The following is a 12220-nucleotide window of genomic DNA, read 5'->3' on the forward strand; positions in this document are numbered from 1 at the left end:
CGCTGGCAACTCGCCCCGGCCACCGCATAGCGAACAGGGGCTGCCCGGCCTACGGCCGGACAGCCCCTCACCAAGATCTTCATCAGCCCTCTAGGGTGTGTTGCGGACCATCTCGGCGGTGATGGCCCAGCGTTCGTGGTCGCGCCAGGCCCCGTCGATGTAGATCATGTCCGGTGAGAAGCCCTCGAGGCGGAAGCCGCAGCGCCGGGCCAGGGCGATCGAGGCGGTGTTGCCGGGCTGCGCGTTGATCTCCAGTCGGTGCAGTCCCATCGGCCCGAACGCGTGCCGCACCACCAGGCCGAGGGCCTCCGCCATCAGTCCCCGGCCGGCCGCGTGCGCGAAGGCGCCGTAGCCGAGTGCTCCGCACAGGAAACCGCCCTCGACGATGTTGTTGATGTTGATGAACCCGGCGATGGCCCCGCTGTCCTTCTCGCACACCAGGAACCCGGCCTTCGCCGGGTCGTCGATCAGCCGGCCCGCGTAGGCCGCGTAGGCCCGTTCGGTGTCCGGCGGGAAGAGCCAAGGGTGGTGCAGGTCCTTGCTCTCCCGCGCCCTGGCGGTGAATTCGGCCTCGTCCTCAAGGCTGAAGGGGCGGATGCCCACACGGGGGCCCTCGGCGAGATAGGCACGGTTCACAGGCACACCACCACCCTATGTGACCCGCAGGCCGTCGCGCCGAGTACTGAGAACCCCAGGCCGGGGACCTACGCCAGCGCCGGCTCGTCCAGGGTCAGCGTCCCCGCCTCGGCGTCCAGCTCGGCCGCCACGCCGAACGGGATCGTCAGCGCGCCGTCGCAGTGCCCGAAGCCGAACTCCTCGACCACCGGTACCCCCAGTCCGCCGAGCCGGTCGGCGAGGACCCGCCGCAGCAGTGCGTAGGAGCCGCACTCCTTCCAGGACCCGAGCGCGATCCCGGCCACCCCGTCGAGCCCGCCGGAGCGCAGCAGCTGGGTGAGGGCCCGGTCGACGCGGTACGCCTCCTCGCCGATGTCCTCGATCATCAGCAGGCCGCCCCGGGCGCCGGACCGGGCGTGCGGGGTGCCCAGTTCGGCCCCGAGCAAGCTCAGACAGCCGCCGAGGGTGACCCCCCGCGCGCGCCCGGGCACGAGCGCCGTCCCGCCGCTCGCGCGGATCGTCGTCACGGACTCCGGCTCGAAGAGCGTGGCCCGCAGATGCTGCTGCGCCCGCTCGTTCTTCAGGAAGTCCAGAGCCGACACCATCGGCCCGTGCAGGGTCGCCAGGCCGAGGCGGACCGCGAAGGCCTCGTGCAGCGCGGTGATGTCGCTGAAGCCGACCAGCACCTTGGGCCCTGCGGCCCGCAGTGCGTCCCAGTCGAGCAGGTCCACCATGCGCTGTGCCCCGTATCCGCCGCGGGCGCACAGGACCGCGGCGATGTCCGGGTCGCACCACGCGGCCTGGAAGTCGGCGGCCCGGTCGGCGTCCGTGCCCGCGAGATAGGGGAAGTCGGGGTGCCGGTCGAGGACGTGCGGGCCCACGACCGGGTCCAGTCCCCAGGCGCGCAACAGGTCGAGCCCTGCGGCGAGCCGTTCCTCGACCACGGGCCCGCTGGGCGCGACAACGGCCACACGGGCACCGGGGGCGAGTCGGGACGGCCGTACGAGCGGCATCATTCGCTGAGCTCCAGGGTGGGTATGCCGGGCGGGTTCAGCCCGAAGACCTGCGCGTACAGCGACAGCTCGGCCTCCAGGGCACGCACCATGGTCTCAGCCCGCCGAAAGCCGTGACCCTCGCCCTCGAAGGTCAGGTAGGCGTGTGGGATGCGCCGCCCCGCCAGCCGGGCGAGGAACCGCTCGCACTGGGCGGGCAGGCAGATGGGGTCGTCGAGCCCCTGGAGCAGCAGGAAGGGGACCGTGATCCGGTCGGCATGCTCGACGGGCGAGCGCTCGGCGTACCGGTCGGGCACCTCGGAGTAGGGCCCCACCAGGGAGTCCAGATACCGCGACTCGAAGTCGTGGGTCTCCCCCGAGCCGAAGCTCTTCAGGTCGAGGACGGGGTAGCTGATCGTGCCGCAGGCGTAGACGTCCGTCGAGGTCAGGGACACCGCGGAGGTCCAGCCGCCCGCGCTGCCGCCCCGCACGGCGAGCCGCCCGTGGTCGGCGGTGCCCTCGTCGGCGAGGGCGGTGGCGACAGCCGCGCAGTCCTCGACGTCGACCACGCCCCACTGTCCGCGCAGCCGGTTGCGGTACTCGCGTCCGTAGCCGGTCGAGCCGCCGTAGTTCACCTCGACGACGCCGATGCCGCGCGAGGTGAAGTAGGCGATCTCCAGGTCGAGGACCAGCGGAACGCGGCTGGTGGGCCCGCCATGGGCCCACACCACATACGGTGGCCGCTCGCCGTCGGGCGCGGTGTGACCGGGGTGGTGCGGCGGATACAGATGGGCGTGGATCTCACGGCCGTCCGGCCCGGTGAAGGTTCGGATCTGCGGCTCGGGGTAGTAGGCGGGGTCCACCGCGTCCTCGTGGGCGGCGCCGATGACCCGGGCACGGCCGGTGCGGGCGTCCAGTTCGACCACCTCGTGGGCGGTGCGGGGGCTCGCGCCGACGGCGATGATCCGGCTGCCGTGCGTGGCGAGCGTGGCAACGAACTCGGTCCAGGGTCCGGCCGCGTCGACGACCTCGCCGCGGTCCGGGTCGAGGATCCCGAGCCGGCTCGCGCCCCGGCCGTGCAGAACCGCGATCAGCCCGCTCTCCAGCGGCGCGAACCACCGCATGCCGACCTTCCACAGCGGCCCGGCGAACTCCTCCTCGCGGGGGCACAGCGGCACGCCGTCCCGGTACAGATTCCACCAGCCGCTGCGGTCGCACGCGTACAGCAGGGAGCCGTCGGCCGCCCAGTCGGCCTGCGGGACCGACTCCTCCGGGCCACCGGCGACGGTGCGCGGCTCCCGGAGCGTCCCGTCGTCGCTCACCTCGGCGACGATCAGCTCGGTACCGTCCCACGGCATCCGCGGGTGGTCCCAGGCGATCCATGCCGCGCGCCGCCCGTCCGGGGAGAGACGGGGGCCGGTGACAAAGCGGTGCCGCGCCTCGATGAGCTCGCGCACGGCCTTCCGGTCCTGTGCCGCGGAGCCGTCCAAGGGTACGGCGACCGCCACCCGGCGCACGTCGCAGGGCCCCTCGCCGGTGAACTCCTCCAGCACGCACCAGACCTCGCCGCGCTCGATGTGCAGCTGCGGGTCGACCCAGCGCAGTCCGCCGCCCACCGGCGACAGGGGGGTGAGCGGGCGCGGCCCGTCGCCGGGCACCGCCGGCTCGTACACGTACAGCCGCTGGTCCGCGAAGTTGACGAAGACCAGCAGCGGGCCCTCGGGGCGCATGACACCGGCCCAGGGGTGTCCGCCGTACTCCACGACCCGGCTGCGCACGTTCCACGGCGGGGGCAGCACCGATTCCTCCGTGCCGTCCGCGGTGCGCCGTACCAGGGTGCGGCGGCCCCCTTCCAGGGGGCGCGGCTCGGTCCACCACGCCTCATCCCCCACGAAGTCCACCGACTCCGGCTGCCCGTCGTGCGCGGCGGCGAGCCCCGCGTCGATGGGCGAGGGCCATTCCCCGTAGGGCAGGGCCTGCTCCATCTCCCTCACTCCCCTCATTCCCCTCACTCCCCTTCGATCCCTCTCAGGCCGTCCGCAGAAAACGGTCGAGAACGCGGACGCCGAAGTGCAGGGCCTCGACGGGGACACGTTCGTCGACGCCGTGGAAGAGGGCCTGGTAGTCGAAGCCCTCCGGCAGCTTCAGCGGCGCGAAGCCGTAACCGGTGATGCCGAGACGGGAGAACTGCTTGGCGTCCGTGCCGCCCGACATGCAGTACGGCACCACATGCCCCTCCGGCGCGAACTCCTCCACCGCGGCACGCATCCGGGCGAACGTCGGCGCGTCCACCGGTGCCTGGAGGGCCACCTCACGATGGGCGAACTCCCAGTCCACGTCCGGCCCGGTCAGTTCGTCGAGGGTGGTGCGGAACTCGTCCTCGCCGCCGGGCAGATAGCGTCCGTCGACATGGGCGACGGCCTCGCCCGGGATCACATTGACCTTGTAACCGGCGTTCAGCATGGTCGGGTTGGCGCTGTTGCGCACGGTCGGCCGGACCAGCGCGGCGGCCGGGCCGAGCTTCTCCAGGAGACCGTCCACGGCGGCGGGGTCGTCCAGGCCGTCGAGGTCTGCGTCGAGGCCGTACAGGGCCGCGAGCTCGGTGAGCGCGGCCCGCACGGTCGGGGTGAGCCGCAGCGGCCACTCGTGGGCGCCGATCCGGGCCACGGCGGCGGCGAGCCGGGTGACGGCGTTGCTGCGGTTGGGCTTGGAGCCGTGGCCCGCGCGGCCGCGGGCGGTGAGCTTGAGCCAGGCGGTGCCGCGCTCTCCCGCCGCGACGGGGTAGATCCGCCGACCGCTGCCGTCGTGGAACGTGAACGCCCCGGACTCGCTGATTCCCTCGGTGCACCCCTCGAAGAGGTGCCCGTGGTGGTCCGCCAGGAACCCGGAGCCGTCCTGGGCGCTCGCCTCCTCGTCTGCGGTGAACGCGATGACGAGGTCGCGGCGGGGGCGCACGCCCGCGCGCGCCCAGGCCCCCAGAACCGCGAGGATCATCGCGTCCATGTTCTTCATGTCGACCGCGCCGCGACCCCAGACGACACCGTCGCGCACCTCACCGGAGAACGGGTGGACACTCCAGTCGGCGACCTCGGCGGGCACCACGTCGAGGTGACCGTGGACGAGCAGCGCGTCCGCGGACGGGTCGGTGCCCTCGATCCGGGCGACGACGTTCGTCCGGCCCTCGGTGCGCTCCAGGAGCGTGGGTTCCAGGCCCGCTTCGGCCAGTCGCGCCGCCGCGTACTCGGCGGCGGGCCGCTCCCGGCAGTCGCCGCCGCCGCGGTTGGTGGTGTCGATACGGATGAGGTCCGAGGTGAAGCGCACGACCTCGTCGAGTGCCTGCTGGTCAGCCATACTGCTCCTCCACCGCGGCCGAGACGATCGTGGTGACCGCCTTGAAGGTACGGATGCCCTCGTACATGGTGGCGCTCGTGTAGGCCACCTTCCGCTCACCGATACGGTCCACGCCCGGTACGACGGTGGCGGCCATCGCGAGGTGCTCGGCGTCGAATTCCAGCGCCACCGTGAACGGGCCGCCGTGGGCCGGCTCCTGACGCACCGCGAGAGCTGCCGCCTCCTTGGCGGCGGCGCGGATGTCGGCGGCGGTTCTGGCGGGGGTGCGGCACACGGCCGCGTACCGCGAGACGTGGTCCTTGACGGCGACCTTGAGCGCCTCGGGTGCGTATCCGAGAGCGTCCTCGCAGGCCACGTCGTCGCCGGTGACCAGGATCACGGGCACGCCGTACTCGGCGACGACATGAGCGTTCAGCAGGCCCTCGCTGGCGCGGACGTCGTTCAGCCAGACCCCGGTGACGGAGTTGGCGAGGTAGGTGTGCGCGAGCACGCCTTCCATCCCGGCGCCCGCGTGATAGCCGACGAACGCGATGCCGTCCACGTCGCCGTGCTGCACGCCCTCCACCATGGACAGGGACTTGTGACGGCCTGTGAGCATCTGCGCCCGGTCGTCGAGCCGCTCCAGGAGCAGATTGCGCATGGTCCAGTGCGCCTCGTTGATCAGCACCTCGTCGGCGCCGCCGTCCAGGAAGCCGAGCACCGCGGCGTTCACGTCCGAGGTGAACATCGCCCGGCACCGCTCCCATTGCGGCGTCCCGGGCAGCACGTCAGCCGGCCAGGTCACACCGGTGGCGCCCTCCATGTCGGCGCTGATGAGGATCTTCATGGCACGAAACCGTACGCGCTCGTGACGATGCGTGACCAGCCCTGTGGACAAGTGTCCGCGGCACGGCTGCCCGCACCGCGGCCCCCGGCCTGAGTCCGGCCGGGGGCCTGGGCTGTTCAGCGGTAGAGCGCCGGGCGTTCGACGAGTTCGACCTCGGCGCGGCAGCCCTCCCGCTGGGCGCGGACGCCCGCCTCGCAGACCGCCGCCGCGACGTAGCCGTCCCAGGTGCTCGGGCCGGTGACCTCGCCGCGCCGGGTGGCGTCGACCCACGTCTGCACCTCGTGGTCGTACGCCTGCGCGAAACGTTCCACGAAGTCCTGGGCGATGCCGCCGCCCCAGCGGCCCGCCTCGTTGAGGACCATGGCGTGCTCCTCGCCGATCCGGGCGGTGCCGCGCTCGCAGACCGCCTCGGCCTGCACCTGGTAGCCGAAGCCGCAGTTGACGAAGATCTCGACGTCGACGAGCGCGCCGCCGTCCGTCTCGAAGACGAGGAACTGGGGGTCCGCGAGGCCCTCCGGGGCGTTGGGGGACGGTGTGGGGCGCAGTGCCGTCACCGCCGTGATCTCCTGGCCGAGCAGCCAGCGCGTCACATCCATCTCGTGCACGACCGAGTCGTTGACGAGCATCGCGTCGGTGAAGCCGGGCGGGCTGGCCGCGTTGCGGTGCCGGTTGTGCAGCATCAGCGGCCGGCCCAGCCTGCCGCTGTCCAGCAGCGCCTTGAGCTTGAGGTACTCGGTGTCGTAGCGCCGCATGAAGCCGACCTGGACGCGCCGGTGGCCCAGCTTCTGCTCGGCCTCCAGGATCCGGAGCGCGGAGGCCGCGTCCGGGGTGAGGGGCTTCTCGCACAGCACCGGCAGGTCGCGCTCGAACGCCGTCAGGAGTGCGGCCTCGTGGGCGGCCCCAGGGGAGGCGATCAGTACGGCGTCGACGTCGTCCGCGGCCATGGCGGCGGCCGGGTCGGTGTAGGCGGTGCAGCCCTCGACCCCGGCCGCGACGGACTTGGCGCGCTCCGCGTCGACGTCCACGACGGCGCTCACCCGCGCCCCGCTCGTCACCTCGCTGAGGCGGCGCACATGGTCGGCCCCCATCCGCCCGGTGCCGATGACGGCGACACCGAGCGTTCCACGCTGGGTCATGGTGGTTGGTCGTCCCTTCCGGGGTCAGGCACCGCAGGAGCGGAGGAACGCACGGGTGCGGACGGCGATGGGCAGTGGCTTGTCCGGCGGGCAGGGATACATGTCCTGCTCGACGACGGCGAAGAGGTCGACGCCGAGGCCCTGGGCGGCGGCGAGGACCGGCTCCAGTGCGGGCACACCGGTCGGGGGTTCGCACATCACCCCGCGCTGCACGGCGGGCCCGAAGGGCACCCCGCCCCGCACGACGTCGGCGAGGATCTCCGGGTCGACCTGCTTGAGGTGCAGATAGCCGATGCGTTCGCCGTAGGTCTCGATGAGCTTGACGCTGTCGCCGCCGCAGTAGGCGTAGTGCCCGGTGTCCAGGCAGAGGTTGACGAGGTCCCGGTCGGTCGAGTCGAGGAAGCGCTCGACGTGCACGTCGGTGTCGATGTGGGTGTCGGCGTGCGGGTGGACGACGATGTCGAGGCCGTAGGTCTCCCTGACCTCGCGGCCGAGCCGCTCCATGCCCTGGGTGAGGTGCGTCCACTGCTCGGCGGTCAGCTCGGACGGTTCGATGATCTCAGCGGTCTTGTCGTCCCGCCAGAAGGAGGGGATGACGACCAGATGCCGGGCGCCCATCGCCTGGGTGAGCGCGGCGACCTGCCCGACGTGCTCCCAGGTGGACTCCCAGACGGCCGGACCGCGGTGCAGCGCGGTGAAGACGGTTCCCGCCGACACCTTCAGGTTCCGCTTGTCCACCTCGTCGGTGAGCCGCGCCGGGTCGGTCGGCAGATAGCCGTAGGGGCCGAGCTCGATCCAGGAGTAGCCGGCCTCGGCGACCTCGTCGAGGAAGCGTTCCCAGGGCACCTGCTGCGGGTCGTCGGGGAACCAGACGCCCCAGGAGTCCGGCGCCGAGCCGACCCGGATGCGGTCCAGGGCAGGGGTCATGTCAGGAGTTCCCTTCGGGAGTTGCCGTCACGGGCGCCTGGAGGTCCGCCGCCTCGGGGAGCCCCTCGACGTCGACGCCGCCCACCTGTGCCAGCTCGTGCTTGAGGGCGGCGAGTTCGGCGCCGCCGGCCATGTGGTTGGTCAGTTCCTCGAGGGTGACCTCGCTGCGGTCGGCGGACAGTTCCATGGTGCCGAGGCGCAGCACGCTGAAGTGGTCGCCGACCATATAGGCGTGGTGGGGGTTGTGGGTGATGAAGATGACGCCCAGGCCGCGTTCGCGGGCGGCGGCGATGTACTTCAGCACGACACCCGACTGCTTGACGCCGAGCGCGGCGGTGGGCTCGTCCAGGATGAGGACGCGGGCGCCGAAGTAGACGGCGCGGGCGATGGCCACGCACTGGCGCTGGCCGCCGGAGAGGGTGCCGATGGGCTGTTCCAGGTCGTCCAGGACGATGCCCATGTCGCGCAGTTCGTCGTCCGCGGTCTTCTTCATCCGGGCGATGTCCAGGCGGCGGATCGGCCAGGGGCCCTTGGTCATCTCGGAGCCGAGGAAGAAGTTCCGCCATACGGGCATCAGGGGGACGGTCGCCAGGTCCTGGTAGACCGTGGCGATGCCGCGGTCGAGTGCCTCGCGCGGGGTGGTGAAGCGCACCGGCTGCCCGTCGACGAGGAAGTCGCCCTCGGTGTGCTGGTGGAGGCCGGAGATGATTTTGATGAGGGTGGATTTGCCGGCGCCGTTGTCGCCGAGGACGCAGGTGACGGTTCCGGGGTGGACTGTGAGGTCGACGCCGTGCAGGGCGCGGATGTTCCCGTACGACTTGCCCGCGCCGCGCAGTTCGACGAGGGGGGCCCGGTCGGCCGGGGCCGGCGTGTCGTGCTGGTTGCCGAGTTCGGCTTGGGTCATGGGGATCACCTCCGGGTCGCCGACTGGCGGACCCACAGATTGATGAGGGTGGCGCCGAGGAGCATCACGCCGAGGAACGCCTTGAACCAGTCGGGGTTCCAGCCGGCGTAGACGATGCCCTGGCTGACCATGCCGAACATGAACGCGCCGAAGACCGGGCCGATCGCGGAGCCGTAGCCGCCGGTGAGGAGACAGCCGCCGATGACGGCCGCGGCGATGTAGATCAGTTCCTGGCCGACGCCCTCGCCGGACTGCACGGTGTTGAAGGCGAACAGCTGGTGCATGCCCACGAACCAGGAGCCGAAGCCGACCAGCATGAACAGGGTGATCTTGGTGAACTTCACGGGCACGCCGACGGCCCGTGCGCTGTCCTGGTCGCCGCCCACCGCGAAGATCCAGTTGCCGTACTTGGTGCGCAGCAGGACCCAGGTCGCGAGGGCCGCGAAGGCCAGCCACCACAGGACGGTGATTTTGAACTGGACTCCGCCGACGGTGAAGGAGGAGGCGAAGACCGCCTTGGCCTGCTGGAAGCCGTCCATGTCGCTGATGTCGTCGGTGGCGACGTTGCCGGTGACCAGCTTGGTGACCGCGAGGTTGATGCCCTGCAGACCGAGGAAGGTGCCGAGGGTGATCAGGAAGCTCGGCAGTCCGGTGCGCATCACCATCCAGCCGTTGAACGCCCCGATCGCGAGCGAGACCACGAGGGCGACGATCACGCCCACCCACACGTTCATGGTCAGTTGATAGCTCACCATGCTCGCGGTCAGCGCGGAGCTGATCACCGCCACGCCGGACGACAGGTCGAACTCGCCGCCGATCATCAGCAGCGCCACCGGGAGCGCCATGATCCCGATGGTCGACGACTGGTAGAGCACCGTGGCCATCGCACTGCCCGTGCGGAACGTCGGTGCCGCGACGAAGAAGAACACGAACACCGCGACGGCGCCGAGGAAGACGCCGACCTCGGGCCGGGCGAGCAGCCGGAGCACGAGGGATCGCCGTACGGTCCGGCCGTCACGCTCCTCGGGGCCGGAGGCCGGCGGTGCGGGCACCGCCGGCGCAGCCTGCTGACTCATGCTCATCACCTCGTGCCCTTCGCGGCGAACGCCGCGACGGCGCCGACGTTGGACTTGTCGACGAAGGCCGGGCCGGTCAGCACGGGCTGTTCGCCGCCACCGCTGTAGTTGCCGTTGTTCTTCTCGAGCCACAGGGAGTCGACCGCCAGATAGCCCTGGAGGTAGGGCTGCTGGTCGACGGCGAACTGGATGTCGCCCTTCTGGACGGCGTTGGTGAGGTCCTTGTTGAGGTCGAAGGTGGCGACCTTCGCCTTGCTGCCCGCGTCGCCCACCGACTGCACCGCGGTCAGGGCGTACGGCGCGCCGAGCGTGACCACGTAGTCGATGGAGCTGTCCTGCTTGAGCTTGGCGGTGATCGTCGACTTCACGGACGGCATGTCGGTGCCGTTGACGTAGAGGATCTGCGTCTTGCCGCTGAAGGTCTTCTTGACCCCGTCACAGCGCTGGGTGAGCCCGACGTTGCCCTGCTCCTGGATGACACAGACGGCGTTCTTCGCGCCGACCTCGTTCAGCTTCTTGCCGAACGCCTCTCCCGCCACGCCCTCGTCCTGCCCGAAGAACTCCAGCAGTCCCAGCTTCTTCCAGTCGCTCACCCCGGAGTTGAGGCCGACCACCGGTATGCCCGCCTGGGTCGCCTTGCCCACGACGTCCTTCATGGCGTCCGGCTTGGCGAGGGTGATCGCGATGCCGTCGACCTTCTGGTCGATGGCGTTCTGCACCAGGTTGGCCTGGTTGCCCGCGTTCGGGTCGCTGGAGTAGACGAGCTTGATGTTGTCCTTGGCCGCTGCCGCCTCGGCGCCCTTGCGGACGATGTCCCAGAAGGTGTCGCCCGGTGCCTGGTGGGTGACGAGCGCGACCGTCATCCGGGGAGTGGTGGCCTTGCCCGCGGCGGCTCCGGAACTCTTCTCCTCCGCCTTCTTGCCGCCCGAGCTGCTGGAGCAGCCGGCGACGAGCAGCGCGGACGCCGCGGCCAGCGCGACGAGGGGGGCGATTCTGCGGGAGCGGCGGGGGTGGAACGTGCGGTCCATCTGTCCTGCACCTCACTGTGCGGCCGGGGACGGGGAACGGAGAAGGAGAGGGACGGCGCCGGGCCAGGGCCCCACGCGGGCCCGGACAGGTGTCCGAGCCGGGTTTGCGGGTGAACCGGCGGTTTCGCTGGGACGGGATACAAACCCCTGCCGTACCCGCCTGTCAATACTTTGTTAAGACATTATTTCAGAAGCAGGTCCGAATGTAAGTACAAAGTATTGACAGCGGATCGGCCCGCGGCCTACACCTGAGAGGCGTCCGGGCCCGGGATGCTCCACCTTCCGGAGCTCGACGGCCCGCACCCCCCGCACGAGGAGCGACGCGCATGCCCGAGCCCGCCGACTGTTTCGATCTGATCACCATGGGACGCATCGGGGTCGATCTCTACCCACTGCAGACCGGTGTGCCGCTTCCCGAGGTCGAGTCGTTCGGAAAGTTTCTCGGCGGCTCGGCGGCCAACGTCGCGGTGGCGGCAGCCCGCCTCGGACGCAGCACCGCGGTGATCACCCGGACCGGCGACGATCCCTTCGGCACCTATCTGCACCAGCAGCTGAAGGAGTTCGGCGTCGACGACCGGTTCGTCACTCCCGTGGACGCCTATCCGACCCCGGTCACCTTCTGCGAGATCTTCCCGCCGGACGACTTCCCCCTCTACTTCTACCGCCGGCCCAAGGCCCCCGATCTGGAGATCCACGCCGACGAGCTGGACTTCTCGGCCATCCGCTCGGCCCGTATCTTCTGGATCACCGGCACGGGTCTGAGCGAGGAACCCAGCCGCTCGGCCACCCTCGCCGCCCTCAAGGCCCGCGACAAGGCCGGCACCACCGTCTTCGACCTCGACTGGCGCCCCATGTTCTGGGCCGACCCCGAGACCGCCCGTCCTTACTACGCCGAGGCCCTGCGGCACGCCACCGTCGCCGTCGGCAACCTCGACGAGTGCGAGATCGCCACCGGAGTGCGCGAACCACGGGCCTGCGCCCAGGCACTGCTGGCCGCCGGGGTGGAACTCGCGGTCGTCAAGCAGGGACCCGAGGGGGTGCTCGCCGTGCACCGGGACGGTAGGACGGCGGAGGTGCCGCCCGTACCCGTCGAGGTCGTCAACGGGCTCGGCGCCGGGGACGCCTTCGGCGGCTCGCTCTGCCACGGGATGCTCTCCGGCTGGCCGCTGGAGCGGACCGTCCGCCACGCCAACGCGGCCGGGGCGCTCGTCGCCTCCCGGCTCGCCTGCTCCTCCGCGATGCCCACCGAGCCGGAGGTCGCCGCCCTCCTCGCGGGTGGCTGACCGCCCTGCCGAGGGCCCCTCCCCACGGTCGGCCGCCGCGCCCGGGCCGCCCGCCCCGGCCGACCGCCGCCACCCCCCTGAA

General features: G+C 71.2%; 11 protein-coding genes. 1 reads left to right on the forward strand and 10 read right to left on the reverse strand.

The genetic code is table 11. The features are described from left to right. Positions 1–90: 90 nt before the first annotated feature. The 10 genes from ACFY2Z_RS37310 to ACFY2Z_RS37355 form a co-directional block, all read right to left on the reverse strand. A complete protein-coding gene (locus tag ACFY2Z_RS37310) occupies positions 91–642 on the reverse strand; it encodes a GNAT family N-acetyltransferase (protein ID WP_390748439.1) in 552 nt (183 codons plus the stop codon). Between the two features lie 62 nt (positions 643–704). Then, entirely contained in the window at positions 705–1631 is a 927-nt protein-coding gene (locus ACFY2Z_RS37315; RefSeq protein WP_390748440.1) for an LD-carboxypeptidase, read from the reverse strand. Beyond that, positions 1628–3610: an LpqB family beta-propeller domain-containing protein gene (locus ACFY2Z_RS37320; RefSeq protein ID WP_390748441.1), complete on the reverse strand. Its 1983-nt coding sequence runs from the start codon at positions 3608–3610 to the stop codon at positions 1628–1630. The genes ACFY2Z_RS37315 and ACFY2Z_RS37320 overlap by 4 nt, the downstream gene beginning before the upstream one ends. A 25-nt stretch (positions 3611–3635) precedes the next feature. Continuing rightward, positions 3636–4958, reverse strand: coding sequence for a M20/M25/M40 family metallo-hydrolase (locus ACFY2Z_RS37325; RefSeq protein ID WP_390748442.1), 1323 nt, complete (start codon positions 4956–4958; stop codon positions 3636–3638). Then, positions 4951–5784 carry a M55 family metallopeptidase gene (locus ACFY2Z_RS37330; RefSeq protein WP_390748443.1) on the reverse strand — a complete coding sequence of 278 codons (834 nt, stop codon included), beginning with the start codon at positions 5782–5784 and terminating at the stop codon, positions 4951–4953. The genes ACFY2Z_RS37325 and ACFY2Z_RS37330 overlap by 8 nt, the downstream gene beginning before the upstream one ends. 116 nt (positions 5785–5900) lie before the next feature. Then, positions 5901–6920, reverse strand: a complete 1020-nt coding sequence (locus ACFY2Z_RS37335; protein WP_390748444.1) for a Gfo/Idh/MocA family protein — start codon at positions 6918–6920, stop codon at positions 5901–5903. A 24-nt stretch (positions 6921–6944) separates the two neighbouring features. Continuing rightward, positions 6945–7847 (reverse strand): sugar phosphate isomerase/epimerase family protein, encoded by a 903-nt coding sequence (locus ACFY2Z_RS37340; RefSeq protein ID WP_390748445.1) that lies wholly within the window; start codon positions 7845–7847, stop codon positions 6945–6947. Between the two features lies 1 nt (position 7848). Further along, the gene (locus ACFY2Z_RS37345; protein ID WP_390748446.1) at positions 7849–8751 is read right to left on the reverse strand and encodes an ATP-binding cassette domain-containing protein; all 903 of its coding nucleotides are present in this window, start codon (positions 8749–8751) and stop codon (positions 7849–7851) included. A gap of 5 nt (positions 8752–8756) precedes the next feature. Next, positions 8757–9833 carry an ABC transporter permease gene (locus ACFY2Z_RS37350; RefSeq protein WP_390748447.1) on the reverse strand — a complete coding sequence of 359 codons (1077 nt, stop codon included), beginning with the start codon at positions 9831–9833 and terminating at the stop codon, positions 8757–8759. Next, positions 9833–10855, reverse strand: coding sequence for a sugar ABC transporter substrate-binding protein (locus ACFY2Z_RS37355; protein WP_390748448.1), 1023 nt, complete (start codon positions 10853–10855; stop codon positions 9833–9835). The genes ACFY2Z_RS37350 and ACFY2Z_RS37355 overlap by 1 nt, the downstream gene beginning before the upstream one ends. A gap of 326 nt (positions 10856–11181) precedes the next feature. Here ACFY2Z_RS37355 and iolC point away from each other — a divergent pair, with 326 nt between their 5' ends. After that, the gene (iolC, locus tag ACFY2Z_RS37360) at positions 11182–12138 is read left to right on the forward strand and encodes a 5-dehydro-2-deoxygluconokinase (RefSeq protein WP_390748449.1); all 957 of its coding nucleotides are present in this window, start codon (positions 11182–11184) and stop codon (positions 12136–12138) included. Positions 12139–12220 lie beyond the last annotated feature (82 nt).

The sequence above is a fragment of the Streptomyces sp. NPDC001222 genome, assembly GCF_042896945.1.
GTDB classification, from domain to species: domain Bacteria; phylum Actinomycetota; class Actinomycetes; order Streptomycetales; family Streptomycetaceae; genus Streptomyces; species Streptomyces gibsoniae.